At 42.8% G+C, this 20236-nt stretch carries 14 protein-coding genes; all 14 read right to left on the bottom strand.

The features are described from left to right. Positions 1–338 precede the first annotated feature (338 nt). Positions 339–755, bottom strand: coding sequence for a Na-translocating system protein MpsC family protein (locus MHI14_RS11310; protein ID WP_036607758.1), 417 nt, complete (start codon positions 753–755; stop codon positions 339–341). Positions 756–989: 234 nt separating this feature from the next. Beyond that, positions 990–1163, bottom strand: coding sequence for a hypothetical protein (locus tag MHI14_RS11305; protein WP_165980218.1), 174 nt, complete (start codon positions 1161–1163; stop codon positions 990–992). Continuing rightward, positions 1156–1479 carry a hypothetical protein gene (locus MHI14_RS11300; RefSeq protein ID WP_133385364.1) on the bottom strand — a complete coding sequence of 108 codons (324 nt, stop codon included), beginning with the start codon at positions 1477–1479 and terminating at the stop codon, positions 1156–1158. Before MHI14_RS11300 ends, MHI14_RS11305 begins: the two co-directional genes overlap by 8 nt. A gap of 157 nt (positions 1480–1636) precedes the next feature. Further along, positions 1637–2548, bottom strand: a complete 912-nt coding sequence (locus MHI14_RS11295; RefSeq protein WP_341130318.1) for a hypothetical protein — start codon at positions 2546–2548, stop codon at positions 1637–1639. A 15-nt stretch (positions 2549–2563) separates the two neighbouring features. Continuing rightward, a complete protein-coding gene (locus tag MHI14_RS11290) occupies positions 2564–2959 on the bottom strand; it encodes a hypothetical protein (protein ID WP_076331360.1) in 396 nt (131 codons plus the stop codon). After that, complete coding sequence (locus tag MHI14_RS11285) at positions 2956–3516, bottom strand: hypothetical protein (RefSeq protein WP_133385366.1); 561 nt, start codon at positions 3514–3516, stop codon at positions 2956–2958. The genes MHI14_RS11290 and MHI14_RS11285 overlap by 4 nt, the downstream gene beginning before the upstream one ends. Positions 3517–3530: 14 nt before the next feature. Beyond that, positions 3531–4322 carry a hypothetical protein gene (locus MHI14_RS11280; RefSeq protein WP_133385367.1) on the bottom strand — a complete coding sequence of 264 codons (792 nt, stop codon included), beginning with the start codon at positions 4320–4322 and terminating at the stop codon, positions 3531–3533. A 16-nt stretch (positions 4323–4338) separates the two neighbouring features. Continuing rightward, positions 4339–5292 (bottom strand): hypothetical protein, encoded by a 954-nt coding sequence (locus tag MHI14_RS11275; RefSeq protein WP_339309924.1) that lies wholly within the window; start codon positions 5290–5292, stop codon positions 4339–4341. Positions 5293–5295: 3 nt separating this feature from the next. Continuing rightward, positions 5296–6354, bottom strand: coding sequence for a hypothetical protein (locus MHI14_RS11270; RefSeq protein ID WP_133385369.1), 1059 nt, complete (start codon positions 6352–6354; stop codon positions 5296–5298). A gap of 12 nt (positions 6355–6366) precedes the next feature. Beyond that, positions 6367–6663 (bottom strand): hypothetical protein, encoded by a 297-nt coding sequence (locus MHI14_RS11265; RefSeq protein WP_133385370.1) that lies wholly within the window; start codon positions 6661–6663, stop codon positions 6367–6369. Positions 6664–6709: 46 nt separating this feature from the next. Next, positions 6710–8476 carry a hypothetical protein gene (locus MHI14_RS11260; protein WP_341130317.1) on the bottom strand — a complete coding sequence of 589 codons (1767 nt, stop codon included), beginning with the start codon at positions 8474–8476 and terminating at the stop codon, positions 6710–6712. A 59-nt stretch (positions 8477–8535) separates the two neighbouring features. Continuing rightward, positions 8536–9669, bottom strand: coding sequence for a hypothetical protein (locus tag MHI14_RS11255; protein ID WP_339309927.1), 1134 nt, complete (start codon positions 9667–9669; stop codon positions 8536–8538). Between the two features lie 16 nt (positions 9670–9685). Beyond that, positions 9686–14332 (bottom strand): hypothetical protein, encoded by a 4647-nt coding sequence (locus MHI14_RS11250; protein WP_341130316.1) that lies wholly within the window; start codon positions 14330–14332, stop codon positions 9686–9688. 45 nt (positions 14333–14377) lie between these two features. Continuing rightward, complete coding sequence (locus MHI14_RS11245) at positions 14378–20176, bottom strand: hypothetical protein (protein ID WP_341130315.1); 5799 nt, start codon at positions 20174–20176, stop codon at positions 14378–14380. Positions 20177–20236 lie beyond the last annotated feature (60 nt).

The raw sequence follows: 20236 nt of genomic DNA, 5'->3' as shown, positions 1-20236 counted from the left end.
TTTATTTATTTCGTTCGCTTATATGCCTTTTACTGACTATATACGAAGTATACGGTGAAAGGTAAAGCAGCATTTTTTACAAACAAAAAGACCAACACAGAGCGCACCACTGGAAAATACCAAAATGGTGGAATGTGTCGGTCTTGGTCTGACATCTATTTCGTCCCAATTACCGAAGATATGGCCTTCAAGTTCTTTAACAAGGTTATAGGCTTCGTCAAGATTATTAATCTATTCGATCGCCATAAGGGTAGTATAAGGAAATATGTAGGATATTGTCAACAACAAAAATTAGTTCCTAAGAACCTGTCCAGTATTCAAACGTTAGTTAATAGGTCTTAAGGCATGTTAATCTCATCATTTTTCAGCAGCACTTCAACATCCTTGTTCATCTTGAAGACTGTAATCTGCTCTGCAAAATCATGACCAAAAAATGTTGTTTCGATGTCTTCGATCTTCAGACCCATGTTGATATAGGAGAAAACGGGGTTGAAATCTTCTCTCATCATATGTGCTAGCTTCATCTTGTATTCGGCGAAAATTTGACTTGAGTGTGATTGCATATGTTCCAGCATGAATGCTTCAGGCTTGGTGAATTTTGCTGTAAACTTTAAGATGATAAAATGATTCATGATAGAGACTCTGGTATCTACCGGCCCGCGCTCAGTAAAATCTTTTCTTATTCTGGATGCCAACTTTGCGAGCTCTCTTTCCAAGTCTTTTATCTCAATGTCCCATCCCTCCTTGCCAATCATCCTGACCCCTTCTACTGCCCTTGAACATATGAATTCAACCTAGTTTAATCAAAACTGCTTGTACAAGACAAGTTTCAATGGATGCATTAAATCAAGTCACTATCAACTTTTCATGAAAAAGGAATAGACCCCAGAACTAGGATTGGGGTATATCACTTTATTAACTATATTTTATAATTATTCAATTAAACTAAAACTTGGTGCTGAAAAGCTAACATTAGATAGCGTAAACGCTTAATTTATCATTTCATTGGTTAGCTCTATTTTGAGCAAACTAAACGCAACCAGGTTCAAAGCGACATTGGCACCATAGTCTTTTTCGATCAAATCGAACGCTTCTTCCGTGGCTCCAACCAGATCCTCCTTATCCGAGGTCATCTCGGTAGTAACAATTTCCTCATCATTCATTGCAAAGGTCAGCCTGTACAGCATCTGTATTCCCCTCCTTAGAGGTCAATTCAATATTTCGCACATCGGTAAGATCAATGATATGAACTACATCGTCTGTATCTTCCAACGTGATCGATTTCCCCTCGTTTTTGTGTTTGGTGAATAGTCGGCGATATTCTTGCTTAACCTCATCCGCAGTTAACGGGATTTCGCGTACGACCTTATCCGAATCTTTCTCTTTCTGTTGTAATCTTGGATTATCTTCCGTCCAGTTCACCGTTTTCTTTTTCCCACTTCCCTTGAAATAGAAATGAGCAGTAAGTTCAATATTCATCGTACACTACCTCCCGGAATAATTACGTTCTCATACTACTTTCTCTATACGCCTTGATCAGGTAATTGTTAATGCTAATCTTCATATGTAGATGTGGATTTCATAAATTATTTCGTTGTTAAAAGGAAAAAAGGACAGCATATGCTATCCTTCCGTATTAGTATTTCTTAACCGCTATGCGATTGCCGTATGAGTCATATATATATTGGAAGTTGGTTTGAACAGGTGTTGTTCCCACCCTGGTTATGGACTTGGCCACCAGTCTTCCCTCATCATACTGATAGATGACATCAACCAAAGTAGGAAGCTGCACGAAGTCCAGACCATCATATCGATATATCTCACCAATGGAAATGACCAAGAAGGAATCATCCTGCGCGTAACCTTTTGGAGAAGCTGGTAGGGTCAGTACAGGTTCTCTAACCAGCTGCTCGGTGTAATTGTCTGTAACAACTTGTCGAATAACTCTTCCCTGCATGTCAAAAGCAAAGTATGTAACCACATCCGTATAATCTACCAAGTCGCTGATTGATTCCCACGGATCAATGACATTCAGGCGTTTTCGTTCACCCCAAGTCATGCTAACATGGGTTTCTCCATCACTGATCATATCAGCACTGTGTGTGTCTGGATGTGTGTAATGGTTGGCCTCACGCTCGATGTTGGACAATTTTTCGCGTTCGTCCAGCGTCATGATAACGTTATGGCTTCCATCTGTTAACATATCAGCGCTGTGTGTAACAGGATGGTTATAGATCACCGTTTTGGTACCATTAAGATTAATGGTACCATTCTCCGGATGATTCGAAACTCGATCACCACCTACCTTTACATATTCCCCGCTGCTGTATGTATAGGTCGTTGATTCATTTTGATTGCTTGAATCTTGGCGTACTAGATATAATCTTCCTGCTTCACCCACGGTGGGCAGTTCTGTTTTGAGTCTGACCGAGACCACGTTCCCTACTGACACCGCGTCCAGTCTGCCATCAAGTGAGGGATAAGAGTCCCTGGCTTGTTTAACTTCACGTTCTACTTTGGCAGCTTTGCTGAATGAAACAATATCCATATGTTGGTCCTCCTCCTACCTCGTAGTCAAACCAACGACCTCAATATCGAAGTTGGCCACATCTGTACCCAGATTTTTTAACGACAAGTGAAGTGTTGAAGTCCCATCTACGTCCTCATATGGCAAATCGATCATATCGTAAATCCCTTCCATAAAATTCCCTGTCGAGTATTGGGCATTGTTGAAATAGAGAACCTCTGGATGCGGACCCGCACTGTTCAATACATGAAGTTCCACATTTGTCTCTCTGGACGGAATGACCCTAATCGTTTTGATCATGAATCGAGGATGTTCCATGGGAATATCAATCATTGCCTTCGCCCCACCGCCAACATACTCTACTCTTTGGGCAAACGATACTGGCAATAGCACTTTTCTCATCTCCTCCATCAGTTTCCATGTCCTGTTCAAGAGTCTTCCCTCCTTCTAGGAATATGCGTATCCGGATACCGTCGTGGACGAAGATGATTGCCAGATGTGTTTCCACTTCCGCTGTAAGACCAATCCCCCCACGTTTTCCCCACTAACCCCGCTTGCTGGACAGGAATTTTGACCTTAATGCACCAATCAAGCCCCGCAAAATTTTGTTTTGTTTTTAAACCTCTTATGGTGTCTCGAATTAAACCTGCTCCACTGGATTGGGTCAAAAATTGATGCTTCAGTATCATATTTTTTTCATTAGGAATTCCCACTCTGGTTCGTGGCCCATAAATATATTTATCCGTAACGTATCCAATCAAAAGATCATTATGGTTGTCCAGCATCCTCCATGTACCCCAACGGTAGATGTCAATTAATTCAGCCGTAGTGGATAACGTTCCTAATGTATAGACCATTTCCTTACCCTCAATGGTTAACGGAACAGCATCAAGATCGTATCCAATGCTATGGAAAACTGCCGCCTTACTCTGGGTAAAAAGAGAACCGCTCTCGGCGGTCCCTACAACTTTCCCTTGATGTATAGCCATGTCCATTCACCACCTTAATTCATCAGGACAGCAACCGTAGCTCCTGATAAGAAGCTCTGTCCACCAATCGACAGAGAATATACCTTATATGTTTTGGTGCCGACTTTGATCTCATCTCCATGAGAAACTCCGGCAGAAGGTACCGCATAGATGTCAATAAGCTCGCCTCTTGGGCCTTCCACACCATTACACATAATTACCGGAGCAAGGTGATAAAGAGACCCCCAGCCTGGATTAACAGGAAGCATGGCAGAGTAAGCATCATAAATGTTATTCACCATCTGTTTATCTTTATCACGCAACGTCCTGATCCCGTTATCCCCGTTGTAGCTGAGACCTACACTCAAACTTGAGGAATCCGTCTCTGTGGCATACCTGTTCAGAATTCCGAAGTAACCCAGATTGGATATACCGGTAACCGAGTTCACATCCCCCTGCAAATAAATAATAATACGGTTGGGTTGAACTGAAACTTGGTAATCGATTAATAGATTCGTATCAACGGCACTCGTATGACATAGGAAGTCCTTTTTTACTTCGGCTCTTCCCAAAGGTATACTACCATCTGTTGCCATCACATCTTCAGCCACACTAACGGTCAATGTGTTTCCCGTTGTTCCCTTCGTGTTTCCAACCTCAAGTCTGAAGAACAGTTTATCTGAGCCCGTTGTGCCCACCGATTTCAGCACGATCACACTCGCTGTCTCGTAAAAAACAGACCAGGGAGATCCCGCAATCGTTTTAAAGCCTTGAACAATATTCGCGAATAATTCATTCATCTTAACTTTGCCTGTGAAATTAGCCATCCCTCATAAACACCTCCTATATTTGGAAAAGTAACGCTCTTTGCCCGCCACCAAGCAGTCTCGCACCATGGAAGAACTTCGGCCTTGAATACACAGGAACTTGGTTCGAATTGTAGTAATAACGTCCATAGTCAGTATTCGGATAATCCTGATCTTTGACATGAAACACGTAGTACTTGCCATCATTGCCAAGATCGAGGATCGATCCGTCCGGGTGCTGCGCACTGTTTTTAAATACAATGGAACGCATACCCTTGAATTCGCCCCTAGCTCCTTCAGATGGATGGTAGACCATGAAAGGCGTAACATAGTATCTGGAACCCACGCCTGGAGAAGGAATCGACTCTGTTCCAAAATTGTACAGTGCATACTCCGTTCCATTCCGTGAAGTCATCACGACACCTCTCGGTGTATCGTATTGATCTGATGTGTTGTTATCCGAAGCGGATAAAGGCATGTGTGGGAAAACGCCATAAAATTTATTGGCAATCGCCGGGTCTTCTTGCTCTAAGGGCTGGCATTTGCCTAAGAATATTCGTACTGGGTAAGCTCGTTCCGGATAGTTCAGACTCTCTCCATGGATAAACAGGATATCCTCATTCGTAATTACAGACCACTTATAGTTCACATTGTACTGTACGTTATGACACAAAAATGGCGTTTCCGTCATGAATTTATCTGTGTCCACGGGCGGATTTACGAATAGGTCTGGTGATGCCACATTGCTTCCCAGGTTCTTCAGTCCCCAGCGAATATTGACTCCCCTGGCGTGTGCAATCACACACATGGTAAACCGCATGGATGTATTTTTTTTATTGGTAAGCAGCGCATTTCCCCAGTTGGCATAGGTTGTTTCGGCCGTATGTATGGTATCCCAGTAAGGATCGAGTGCATCCTTCAAGGTGTTAACAAGCGTTGAAGTAAACAAGCTTAGCGTACTGGTAAACTCGTGTCTACGAATCATGGTCATGCACTACACCTCCTTCTCAATTTCGAATAGCAGCACCCGCTGCCCACCACCGAGAAGTAAGGGGGAATCGAAGAAGTAGGGTTGGCCTGAGAATACTCCTCCTGCAGTTGAAACCCATCCTTGGTAAGTAGAAGGATTTTGTTGTGACAAGGCGTGAAAGACATAATATCTTTCGTCTCCAAGATCGAGAATTGAGCCATCTGGATACATGCTAGAATCCCTCAGAACAGCTGTTTTCACTCCGTAAAATTCTCCTCTTATGCCTTCGTTTTCATGCCATACATAAAATGGAGATATAAAAAATCTCCCCCCTACACCTGGTGATGGAACCTGAGAACTTGTAGCAAAATGATACTGAGCATTAGGTTGTCCGTTTCGTGATGAACGTACATAACCTCGGCCGGCTCTATACATAAGCTCATCCTCATCATTATTTAATCCAGAGGGATAGTGACCGAATATTCCAACAAAGTCATTTGCAATAAGCGGATCTTCTTGCTCAAGCGCTCTCAACCTTCCCATATACAGTCTTACGGGATAAGCCTGATTTCCACCTTGTGGTTCTCCATAGAAGAAGATATATGTATCAGTAATAAACAGATTCCATTTGTAAAAAGTATTAACCGCATTATGAGTTCGTGTTCCACCATCCTGAATGCAAGTATTCAAAGGTATCTCTGTCATATGACCAACATTGGTGTATAAATCTGGTTTAACATCTGCCCCATTATTACGTAGGCCTACTCGCCACACATAACTTCTAGTGTAATCAACGTAATCATAGGTCGTGTAGAATCGAGAGAAATTCATACTAATCGTAAAGAACATACTAGGATCTTTTACATTTTTGGCCGTAATCGTTCCTTGGTTTGCAGCCGTGCGTCCTGTTGAGTTCCAACTTCTCGGTATGGCAAAATCATTGTTGTTATAATATGACCATTCCCAATGAATATCTCCATATAATTCTTGAGTTACAGTCTTGTACAACTCAGATATAAAATTGGAGCAATATGAATAAAATTCATATCTTCGTAAAGGTCCCAGCAGTATGTTTTCAGACACTTTATATCCTCCTTAACTTCCGAATCGGATGCTTATTTCTCTGAATATATTTTCTTTAATTACTGTTATGAGAATTGTCTTTACCATTGTGTTTCTTAATTGAACTTCGTCTTTCAGATCAGTATCTCCCCTATTACTTTCCCTCATATCTAAAGAGTCTAATGACGGGAACTCAATAATTTTTTGAAGTGAAGGCAGAAATTTATGAGCCACATTATCAAACAGAATATTGCTCTCAAAAGCAAAGATCAGAATTTCAATTTCCTCTGTACTGTATGGCTCCGGGTGATTGCCCACTAATTTATCCATAATGGTATGTAGAGCAAATTTCACATCCTGCACGGTCCTCGTCATCTCAAATCACAACCTTTCTGATTTTTACTTGTTTGATGTTACCGCTAGCATAGTATTCAAATGCCTTCTGAACTCCCTGGCCGTCATAGATCAAGGTCTCGGTCTTAACGGTACCATCTGCATTGTAAGTGAACGATGTTTTCTTCAATAGCTGCGGTGTCAATTCTACGGAGAACACTTCTTCTGACTCGATGTCACCATTAGAGAAGTAGTTATACATGACATCAAGCTCAAGTGTACTTCCTTCAAGAAACACAAGCCTCCTCCTGATGTCTGTGTCATCGTAGGTAGCGCCTCCTTGAAGCACATAATACTCTGCACCATTGTTGATTTCACGCAATACTTTACCCGTAATGTCACGCTGATACTCAATGGACTTAATCTGCCCGTTACTCTCGGTAACCTCTTGTCGTTCCAGATTTCCATCCGGGCTATAGAAGTGCTCAATGGTGCGGTTAATCCCTCCATCAATCTTCTCCGTATGTACTTTTCCATCTGGATAATAGGTATATTCGGTTACCGAAGTGGTGTTAATAATTGACCCACGACCAATGACCGTTACTCGGGCTTCCTTGGGTACATCAAAAGTAAATCGTATAAGTGTATCGTTATATTCAATGTAATCGTCTCCTGCATCCATGCGTATTCCATCCAGAAATACCTCTGCCGAATTTGAACCAATCACATATCGGGGCACTTGAAAATCTCTAGTCGTCGACAACCTGCTGTTAGGAGCAGAAGTGAAATGGAATACGGATTGATGCTCCATGGTGCCTCGACTCTCAGCGAGTTCAAGACGACTCTGCATGTTGTCGAGCCTGTCCTTGAGAGCATCATAGACGACTCCGTTTTTATCTTCTCTTGAAACCACAACCTCTTCAGCAGTTGCTTCTAATTGAGCTTCCATCGCTTCGATCGCCGTATGATGTGAAGCAATTGTTACGGTTTGCTCACCAACGGTTTTTTCCAGATCATCTACACGAATTCCCAATACAGACATGTCATTTTCAATAGAACCCTTTGTTAAGAAATATCTGAAATCCAAAGCCGTGAGTGAAGTTGTTGGAGAAACTCCGACATCGAGTCCACCAATGATCATGGCATCCTTGGGTTCTTCTTGATCTGAACTGTAAGAGTACTCCCCATTTTCATGAAGAAAAATATAATATGTCGTATTTGCCAGAATGGCTGGAATGCTAAATGTCTGAGTAAACTGATCCACAATTACCTTATTGATACTGGCTCGTCCTGCATTAATCGTAACTTGAACACTGTTATTAGTATCTAGATACGTGGGGTTGGTAACACTGAGATCCTGAATGGGTTGCTTCGCTACAACTTCAATCGCTTTCTCCAACGTGTCAAATCGATGATCTATGGATGCCTCTGCTCCACGTGCTTCTTTTATTTCCGTCTCAGCGAGGCTTAATCTTTTCTCATGGTCATCCTGACTCTTGGAAAGGGTATTAATATCTGCTCTTGCTGTGAGAATATCCTGCTGAACATCATCCAATCGTGAGCTGTTTGAAATAACCTTAGTCTCGACATCGCCTATCCTCTGTTCATGATCTTTTACTGCATCTCGGCTATCACTTGCAGACTCTTCTACGACAGTGATCCGTTCACCTAGACTGAGAGCAGACCCTCTTGCTTCATCCAACTCTACAAGATAGGAATCAATCTCATCATGCGTATGCGCCCCAATATCCCTTAATTCCTTATGACTCTTGGCGGATGATCGATGAGACTGGTTAATTCTTACTGACATTTGACCACCTCCATTCATGCCTTACATGATCTATACGTAATTACTTCAATACTATTAAGTCATATGTATGTCGAATACATCTGTAGCGAAAATTTAACCTGAGAAGCATACCTGTCTTGAGATTCCTCTCTTTCCATTCGCAGCCAGAATCGATAGGATGCTCCTGGCAAAATGGTAAACGCGGTAATCGAGTAACTGAAGGAACCAGGAATGCCATCAACATCGGGCGCAATCTGCACTTTATCCGTTCCGCTTGTGAGCGCAAAGGTTACATTTTTAAAGTCTCCTGATATCATGGGGTTCTTGGCAAACATTCGAACTTCTTGTGTAGCAGAACCACCTGCCGTTAAATAGCCTAGAAACCGATCCGTGTTGGGATAAAGAAGCACATCGAAATCTTCTCCTGTTTCAGGATTCGACTCTTTGTAATATAAATCTGGTGTAACCTCAAAATACATTAGGTCTCCCTTGTATAACTTTATAGAATCCATGGCCTGAAACCGATTTCCATCCGGAAGCCTAATCCCGAAATTGCCCTCAAACGGATATGGATATGGATCCATGTTAAAATGTACAACCGTTTCTTCAGATCGGCATACCCGGGACTCAAGTACAACACCACTTTGATCGATTAGATCAACCACGGTTCCTTTGGTTAGATTGTCTACGGCAATAGATGTTCCTTTGTTAATTCGAATATACTGAACATGCATGGGGTGCTCCCCTTCACCCTTCAAATAGAGACCAATTTGGGGAGCTCCCGCCAGTTCTACAGAACCAATGATGTTCCAAATCAAGCCATCATCTGACCAATACGCCGTATAATAGTTGTAATCTCGAATCAAACGAATCCAAGGGTAGGTCTTTAACAAAGGCGTTGGCAAAGACACATCCAGAAACTCTTCAATCTCCATGTAATTATGTTCGTCTACAAAAACAATAATCCCACCGTAACATCCCTCTGTATCGGGATTGTAACTGTTCTTCACATCCATGACGAATTGCTTCATATCTGTCAGAGGTTTATAGAACATATACAGCGGATCTTGACCATGTTTGAGCACCAGGCTGCCACTACCCGCTTGATAGCGAGTAGCATCGTTAGGGAGTACTTCCCATTTGGAATCCAAGTTGGAGCTTACGAACGCATCCTCATAAATCCTGCCTGACTCTTTCAATCTCGCAACACCCATATAGAACCTCCTTTCTTTACGTGAATAACCAGATGCGTTTACCGATTACACACATCTTAGGCCTTGCTTTCCAAACTTCCAGCAAGCATTTAATAAGTGCTTCAACACACTTGTCTCCCCCACCGCCTTCGCAGTAAGGAATGACATAGACGTCATCACATATCCAGTTTGTCAGTTCCATCCAGTCCAGATTAGCATATTCGTAACTACGCGTACCCACTTCCTGAAGTGACGTGAACACCCATTTGAATTCATGTTTGCCTTTGGGCACTGGATGTGAAAATGTATAGTATCCACCCTCTTGGGTGAATGTTTTGATCAACTCATCGTCAATGAAGAAATCCAGCTGACAATCAAACGGTTCAGGTACCCATACCCATCGTTCGTAGGCTTTGAAGTCATGCAGCCGGAAGGTGGTTAGATATCTTTTTCCTGTCCAGTCGCTGATCTGTCCCTTCTGATCTGTTGTAATCTCCACTTTATATTTGCTATAAGGTTTGGGAGCCAGATCATTCAGTTCGAAGCCATGATATCCATCCCCGTAATACTTTTCATCCCATAACACCTTTCCGTCCTCACGTGTAATTTTCACGCGCATATTACTGTTATCGCAGCCGCCCATCCAGATCGGTTTGTTATTCCAAACTTCGAAGTGGGTCACTTCTGCCCAGGATGGATCTAATTTGCTAATATCGTCAAGTTGCATCGATCCGCCCCAAATCATGGCGCCATCTCCAGGGCATCCCTGCTCGAATCGAACGCGAACCTCGTAGTTTTTCTTCTGATCTGATGTATTCTCGACTTCAATGGAGATAATCTGATCATCTTGATTTGTCACTGGTCGTGGTGGAATTAATAGTTGACCGTCCTCATAAGTTTCAATGACAATTTTGGTTCCTTGACAAGCCGGGTCTCTATTCTCGTACAATCGAATAACGTCGAGCCAGGCATGACTGCCACCATCTGGTGCAGTCGTGCCTGGGCCAGGTGGATTCCATGTATCCTCCCCAGGATGTGGTGATTGTCCTTCCAAATACAAACGTCCCTGTGAATCTGTACAGTACGCATTCCAAGTTTCTCTAAAACGTCCTCCACTAAGTGTAAATCCTCCAGCATCCAAGCCACTACCGTCAGCTGCACCTGATGCTTTATGCAAACTGTATTGAACTGTGTATGCCTTACCAGGTATTGTATAAGGAGTAAAATCCATATTGTATGTCTGTATCTGTCCATTACTTGCTGGGTAACGATAGGAGTAAAGCGTTGAACCTGCAGTTTTATCGATCAAATCAACTAATACATACGTCTCACTATCCGTTCTGTTAGGATAAACCAGATTGCCGCCGTTCAATCCGGCAGAATCTTTTGTTTTAATGGATAGATTCTTAATGGAAGCATGGTAGAGAAACCCATCTTTATCTTGATCACTGTCATCAGAAGTATCCGTAATGCCAATACAGATATAGTAATATCCTGCTTTCAAATTAGGGACTGTTTCAGAAAAGTTCGCTGCTGTGTTCCAGTCTGAAGCACTTATGTTTTTGTAATTTACTTTCCCGTTATTCTTACCCCTGTTATTTTTTTCATTTAATATTATTCGTTTTGTACCAGATTCAGGATAAAAGTAAACTCTAAATCTTGCTTTTTGTTGATCCCCATCTTTCAGATAACAAATATATCTAAAATCAATGCTAAATTCGCCTTCACAGTAAAAACGTTTATAAATCATTTTGGTATGTGGACTATCAAACTCCGTTTTCGGATCCCCAGGAGATAGACTTTTCACATTTAATCCGTAATAATTAATTTCTTTATTTTGATAGATGGTACCTGGTTCTGCATAATACTCTCTCATCATGTCCGAAGTTCGAATGGGTCGTAAACCCGTGTTGTTTAATTTCTTTATAGGATATACCTTTAGTGTCTCAACATAATCAATTTTACCAATGTGAGGAGCATAAAAATCCCGGGTAATATATTTACCTTCATCCAGAAGTCTATGACTACCGTCATAAGCTGCTCCTTCATTTTTCCATCCCCACAGACTCGTCTGTTCAGACCGTCCTGAATAAGAATTTTGTCCATACTGAATATCATGATTTTTCATTCCACTTTGAAAACATACTTCTCCAAATGGACTTGTAGTCGAACCATTTGACGGACCATTTCCGGTACCGTTTCCGCCTGGATTTGCAGATCCGCTGCCAGATCCACCTGGGTTACCGTCGCTAGGCACATATGCCTTACCATCCCGGTAAATCCAGCGAAAACGGTGACTGCCTGAGGAAACTGGATACATACAGTTTGTTCCATCGTTTCCATTGGACTGATTCCCTGTCCAGACTGTAACGCCATCTACTTGAAGCTCCAATTTCTCTCCGGGATCGAAATCTCCACCATACTGCCAGAATATATAACCGGGCTTATTTAGCTGAGCTTCGAGTTCGCAGCTGAATTCCTGGTTGTGTCCTTGAGCCCACATCACACCATCACCAGCAATTAGCTCCTTCCATTGCCAGCTTCCTGTAAATCTTAATCTTGAACTAATTTTGTCTTCTTCATTAAACAGCTCATAAAAAACCATTTCATCTCGATTCGCGCCCGTTTCCGGATCATAATTATAGTCCATCGCAGGATAGATTCGCATGTGTTCTTTAATCGTCAGCTTCGCTCCTGGATTTAACTCGGAACGATATGTAATTGTGTCGTTATTCGTTTCCGTGGTTGCTCCAGCATCGGTTACATCCCATCCACGTGTCACATCAACATATGATCCTAGCGGAGACGTTGTGCGATATGTATTACCTGTGTTATTGCCATAGGTAAACAACTTGTCCAACTGATATTTAAAGGGTTCCTCCGTTAAACTATCTCTGATTCGAAATTGGATTACGTTGTTTCCAGCTTGCAAAGGAATGCGTACTTGTTCGCCATTACCATTCGTCGTTGTATAATGAACAGACATACCATTTACAGTAACCTCAAACGCTTCAGTAGGCCGTAGCTGATGCTTATAGCTGAATATGAACCATCCCTCATCCGGCAAAGTTATTATGGTTTGAGCAATCATATCTCCCTGCTTCGGTTCATCCAGACGAAGCACATTCCCTTGATTCACCCAACTTGGATTTCCCGATATATACCATTCATACTTCCCAATGCCTTGTCCATAGTGAAACGGTTCCAAATGATCAATTTCTCGTGGAGGACAAGTTACTTCGAGCGCACCTCTCAAGTCCACCGTCGTATCCGGCCCTGCAACAATCTCATATTCAATTTTAGCCTGGTTAGTCTCCGTTTCTGAATATTCCCCATTCAGTCTCCACTCCACACCATGTACTGATGTAGCATAACTGCCATGATCTCCATCCCCACGCTGAGTGCGTTCAAGCATTGTATCATCAAAAAACAACTGATAATCATGATCGGGATACGGCTCTTCATCCACACCCATTTTGTATGCAAATGAAACCGTACCATCACATTCGTTGTCCAGATCCATCGTCATGGTTTTCTTACGCAAATCATCCGTAATGAACTGTCCTTTAAAATGAGCCTGTGCCACACTTTGTGGTGATCTTACAACCCAGTTACCATACTCATATACGTCCTCACCATCCAGATCGTAATCTTTCGGAGCAGGCGGCTTGCGTGTATCCACAATCTCAACAACTTCAACATCCTTGATATAGATGCCATTGTTCTGCCACACTTCAGGTCTCATTTTACGGATCAGCCAGTCGAACTTGTACATCTGTCCAGGCTGCAACGTAAATGCAGCTTCTTGCCATCCACTGTTCTCGCTCCATTCACCTCCGACTTGCTGCCCATTAATATAGAACAGCATGCCATTACCGCGCTTGGCACTAGCCAGGTACTTGAACCTGATCTGTCCATAACGCTTCACACGCCAGTTAAATGTAATTTTGGATGAGTTGCCAATCTCCAGAAGTCCTAAATCCAGTTTCAAGATCATCTCTGAACCAGATTGTTCATTTCGCCCTACGGAGTGGACAGCTACCCATTCCTGATCCTCCGTCGATGATACATATCTGAAGAAATCAGGGAATTTATTCGAGAACGGGACGTCCTTTTTCATAGAAAAGAGCGGGATCTCATATACGGTTGCATCAAAATGATTAAAGTAATTCCCACTAAAATGATGGTAGTAGGGTGCCGGACAGACGGGCAATGACACACCATGATGACTACCACCAGGCTTCTGGGCGTTTTCAAGAATCTTGTGAATACAGTCTTTCACCATTTGCAGTACTCGCTGATATTGTGTTTTATCTGGAGGCTGCTGTTGTTCTACCCACCATTCAATCCTGCGATATATATTCCACAGTGCTTCACGGCATCGTACACTCGCATACCACGACTTATCTTTCAGATATTGCTCAATGATTTGATCAATACTGTTTTCCAGTGCATCCAATTGAACCGTCTGCCATCGTCCTATCTGACCGTAACCTGGATCACCCAGAATAGGATTATTTTCTTCGCCATGCCGGTCCGTTTCACTCCTCGGTGCATTGGGACTCTGCGGTAAATACGCAGGGTTATTGGGGTTGCCGTAACTTTCGTCCGCAATCTTCGCTCTCATATTGGCGAACAATACACCTTTCTGTGATTTGGAGAACAAACCAAATGTATGACCCATACCAATCACCTCCCAATCTCTCTATACGACAAAAAGAGCACCGAGTTAATCGGTGCCCGTCAGATCATATTGCAATTTCGAATCTGTGTATATCTGGAGTTTATTTTTCATGACAGAAACGGACAATGTATACCATTTATCCTTCTCCCACTTAAAGGGTTGCATCGGAGAACCCACTGCAGTTGGATTGCCAGCAACGATTTTATATAGCTGCATCGGCGTTCTCATATCCAGACTGTTATCGCTGTCTCCTCCATGAACCATAAACATCCAATAATTATTTTCATCGAAGTATTTGAAAATAATCCCTGCACCATTCCCATCCGTACTTGCATCCACCTTGAAATCAATTGAGAACTTATACGTCTCAGCCAGGAAATTATTTCGGTACCATCCGCTGATGTCCTTCGTATCCGCCTTGGAATAAAACTTTCCAAGCAATGGATCCCGATCCCAATCGCCTTGACCGAATCTAGTCCAATCGTCAGACTGGGATAATTCCAGCGCATCCATATCCTTGGAATACGGATAGTACACATTAAATGGATCATTCGGATCATAGTCCTCCGGCACACCCAAACCACCTTCCCAATCTTCAGGATCCATCCCTCGATCGAGCAGATCTTCCGAGTAATCGAATATGAGACCCTGTGCCATGGTGTCCATCATCGGAATGTAAGCATCAGCGGTTTCACGTTCAGCCACCGGATGATCAGTCAGTGTGAAGCTCTCACGCGGTTCCATCTTGGCTTCGTGATACATTTCCATAAGATGAGCTGTTCTCTCGGGAAGGAACGCGTGCAACTGTTCCAGATACTCTGCTCGTTTCTCAGGTCTTTCAGCGAAAATAAAACCTGTGATGACTTGAGAACAGCGTTCTTCAAATGAAGCCATGAGAGAATCAGGATCTTCAATTTCAGACAATCTGGCGTTCGTTGTTCCAGTCGGCCACTCTCTTTCTATGCTGGATTCATGTTCCTCAGTTATCCCTTTAAAATCATCTTCACTGAGATAACCCGGGTCTATTAACTTACTGCCAAAGCTCTCGCCGTCATTATCAACGTAACTTGTGTATGGTAGACTATTTCCGTAACTTAACTCGTCACCTGAGAATGCAAACCTCTGGAGTGTGGTCCCGTATATCCCATCGAAATGCTCACCGGCTCGCTCACCCCCAACGCCACTTTCCATTTCATGTGAATGACCATATCGATCTATTTTCTCCGCTGCGAATTGCTCCGAATCGAGAGTCGTGCTTCTTAACAAGTTCATTCCAGAATCCAAGTGATGGTTATACGCGTCATAAGAACTTCTGGAGCTCATGAACGAGTTATCTTCGATATGAACGTCTCTCGTTTTAAGGTAAGCATATTCGCTTTGGATCAGGTCTATCTGTTTATATTGGAAGCCAACCATTTCCGTGTCCAAATTGGATTCATTAAATTCTTTATTTCCGTAGAACATATCCTGATCCAACGATCCATTTCGCAGCTTCATTACATCATTGATCGTCTCATGGGTATGCGCCCATCTTTCAGCTTTTACCCCCAAAAGGTTGTCATGCAAGAATGCTGATCTATCCTCTTTATTTAACTCAAGCGTTTGGATCAAATCGACTTCTTTACCGTTTTTAAACGCATGAATTTGCTCATCAACAGTGGAATCTTTGGCATTTTTCAGACCATACATGTTCTCTTCCAAATATCCATATTGCGGTTTGTCAGCGAGCAGATTCTCTTCCATATTGCCGTACTGGGGTTTGTCCGCTGAGAGTACAATCTCTGTTGTTCCGTACTTCAAGTTTGTTCCACCAACAATCTCAACTGGAACATCACCGTACTTCAGATTCGTTCCGCCAACAATCTCTACAGGTATATCTCCATAACTGAGCCCCGTCCCACCCACGGATTCCACTGGAACATCTGCATATTTCAGATTTATACCGCCTAGTGGTAGCGTGAGGTCAAGATAACCATTTTGCGGTTTATCCGCTATAAGTTGTTCTTCAAGATTAGCAATCTTTTCAATCGTGCTATCAGTTGTCTCATGAAGGTAAGCGTCATGAGTAAGCTTGTAGGCAATGATCACATCATGATCCAGTGCCGAATCCTTTTTACTCTTTATCGAATCATAGATCAGTTCGACCAATTCAGTATCTCTGATATTTTTACCACCGTACCAACCCTCACCATGCAATTCACTTAAGCGCAACTTGACAATTTCACTCTCAATCTCATGGACTGATGCCTCTTTCACGATTCTTGTAGAATGGTTATCTTCAAGCATGAGAGATAATCTGTTCATGTTATCCGAAATGATTTCAACGTTCAATTGTCCTTTGCGCATGATTGAATGGGCCGTCAGCATATCGTCAAGATTCGCAGATTTCATTACAGTAGTGGCTAGAGACATCTCATCTTGCACCGATCCATATCGATCTACCCTAATCGCTTCAGAAGTAATATTTACCAACGTGGATTCCCATGCTTGCCGCGTACCTGCAATAAACTCAATATCCATTGCACTTTCTCTTGCCCACGATGAACCAAGCGTATATCCAATCTCAGCTACTCCATCTCGATATTTCGAGCTGCTTATGGAATAATCCTCGCTGAGCAGCGCAGATCTCCATTCCAAAGTCGCCAGTGAGTAATCTATATCAATTGCTGCCTGACGTGGTTCAATCATGCCAATAGAATAGCTCTCATTCAAATACAACTGTCTGATCTTGGCTGTGCCTATGGAGTACTCACCACTGATTAAACCTTCTCTTATTGGATTAGTAGCCATAAGTTGTTGATCATACGAGTATCCCTCACGAGTCTTTGACGTTCCAATAGCATATTCGCTGTTCAAAAGCATCTGGCGCAAGTTCGTGCCACCCATGGTGTATTCATCATCAATTATTCCATATCGATACCGGGAAACCCCGCCCATATTAAATTCGGTATGAATCACACTCTCACGGTTCATGTTGGAACTCACGATATGATGGTCAAGAGTCATTCCGTCCCGTTTATATTTTGCGCCTATCCCGTACTCATCAAAGGTTTGTCCTCTGCGTTCAACTTGACTTCCTTCATACGCTGGGTCATCCGGGAATAATCCCCCTCCAGGATTCAGGTAACCTAATGAATCTTCAAACTCAATAATAGCCGGTCTTGCATTAAAATCGGCGCCGTAAATGACTTCCGTAATTTCGCCATGCTGATCTTCCTTTACTTTCACTCCCTCGAAAACGTCTGTCTCTAGAGTAGAATTACGTCTGTTCAGTTCAGCCGATCGAGATTCATCCTCAAGTACTGTTATGCTCAAATCTTTGGATGCTTCTGAGAGTTCCGTCCCTATATCACCAAGCTGAGATTCCTTCGCACCTTCGAAATTAAAGGAAATGATGCCTGATCTGCTTCCTTCTTTATCAGCTGTTAAGATCCCACAATCGATTAACGCATCTACCCGCTCTCTAACCCCAGCCAAAAACGGTTCATCAAAATAAACCGAAGCGTCTGCATTATTCACAGCTTCCATCATCATTTCCAGGATGACTGCCGGGCTGTTCTCCAAGATCTCCCCTAGGATAAATTCCTCGTCCAGATATCCAGGGTATGCTTTATTCCCCAACCATCCTCCACCAACCAATTTGTCCAAAAGCTCATCCCGAATCATGGTTGGTCGACTACGATCTCGGATGGCTTTCAGGGTCGTTTCCAGATGTAACTTTTTACGGTCTCTATGTGATACAAGTGGTTTCTCTGTCAGATGTACATGCTTCTGTTCGTCGTTCTTTCCATACGAATTTAGCTTTTCGAGCATGGTAGAACGTAATAATTCTTTATCAGCCAAATGGTCCTCAGACTCAGGTAACCACAAATCATGAGCCAAGGCTCTTTCTGCCGTTGTTGAACCAGCCGTATAACTTTCAAAGGATGCTTCTCTTTCTGCGCCTTCCTCGCTGTTCGGGATGAACAAATTCCTTTTTTCTGTTTTTGCAGTATGGAACTTGTCCTCAATATAGCTATCGAACTTGCTTTCCCTTTCACCAAGTGATTGCTTGTTAAGTACTTCAAGAGCCTCTGCAGTCACTCGTTTGCCTAACCTACTTTCCCTCTCTACATACCCAGGAACCTTACTGATCCTTCTGCTCTCCTGCAAATCTCTGAAAACAAAACCGTGCTCCTTACTTTCACGATAAGCCTGTTCTGCATGACGGTCCACCTCACTATGAACCACATAAATTCGTCGTGCCTTAGGACGCTCATGCTCAATATACATTTTCTCCACATAAACTCTTTGCCCCGTAGTCAGATCACCTATGACGTTCATATCTTCCGCTTGATCCCGAGCTGCCCAAGGAAACTGCCTTTCCACATCCGTAATAGTCCCTAAATCTCTGGATGCCAAAATGATACCGGATGCTGTAGTTGCCGGATGTTTGTCTATCATTCTGTGAGCTTGGAGCGGATGCCACAGGGTATCACTCGGACGAAAGACTAACGCATTTCGATGTTGGTCACGGCTGCTTTGACTGAGATCATCATGAAAGTATAGTTGCTTGTCTACTTCTCGCGTACTTCTCATTTCGGTATGTAGAACAGTCGGGTACTGATGATCCTTCAGTTTGGCAAGTACATTCTCATGAGTTGTCATTTCATTCTCAATTACCCGCGTAGCCTGATTCAGTTGTGAAAGAAACATATTCTCTTCGATGTCTCTGATTGCTTGAACAATTTTGCCTGTAGTCGTTCCACCAAACGTTGTTGCTCGCACAGCTGTTCCCAATGTATGCATGAGTGTCAATTGTGAAGTGTCATACACTCTTTGGGCTAACGGCAACGTGCGATCAAGGTGCATATACTTTATTTCCTGAAACCGACGAATATAAGCAGTTGACATATCAGAGAGAATAGATAATTGCTGATGATCATCTACCCTTTTCCCAATCATGGCAGCTTGTTCAGCAAATGTTTCTTTATGACCATCACGTAAACCTAGCAGATCCTGATATAGCATTTCCACGTCTTGTTTGCTTACCTTCCGGGATCGAAGGCTTCTCTCCAGTTCTGTACTTTTGAAGTGGTCTTGAATGGCTTCTAACAAAAAGTCATTTTGTGCCCGGCGTCCAATGATCTTCTCCACTTTTTCGAAAACCTCTGCCACATCCATATCCGGTTTATCGTTTCGAACGGAGTGTATCCATTGTTTAATCACCAGTTCAGAGTGGCTATCTTGCTCTGCACTATCTGCATAGTCCGCAATCATCCCAAATTCACTGACCCTGAAACTGATTTTTCCAGGCTCCAGCTTATCCAGATTCTTCACAAAGTTACGAGTCAGACCCAAATTACGGACAATCTTTAGCTCTTTGTCATTATCTACGCGCCAGCCCTCTGACATATCTTCAGGAATGAATGAATCCTTTAATCCTCCGGGCCTGTGGCCCTCATCGTGATGATCCATCTCCAAAGCTTCAATTAAAGCAGACCGCTCCATTTCGAACGAAAATTCCATGACATCGCCTTGCTTGGTAGCTGAGCTCGATCCTTCCATGGAACTGTGTAAAAGTCCTTCTTTATCCTGTTTAGCATCACTTAGGACAATAAATCGTTCTTCTCCTTCCAGATCCTTGCGAATCGCTTCCACAAGTTGATGATTAAATCCATGTGAGATCGATCTTGCCATGTAAAAATCAAGCATCAGGACACTTGGATACCGGCTGTAAGGCATGTATATAAATCGATAATCCTCAGGCCTGCTTCCTGTAGTTCCGACTGTAAACAGGTAACCGTACTGAGTTGTCGTGTAATCTATAACGGTGAAATCAAACTTATTGACTACTTGACTCACGTCACTGCCCCCTTCCAACTAAAAAAAGGGAACCCCTGAGTGGAGTCTCAGAAAGTTCCC

Origin of the sequence: Paenibacillus sp. FSL K6-2393 (assembly GCF_038002545.1) — a bacterium.
Lineage (GTDB): Bacteria > Bacillota > Bacilli > Paenibacillales > Paenibacillaceae > Paenibacillus.
The sequence above is the reverse complement of the archived record's forward strand: the minus strand, read 5'-3'. Positions and strand labels throughout refer to the sequence as shown.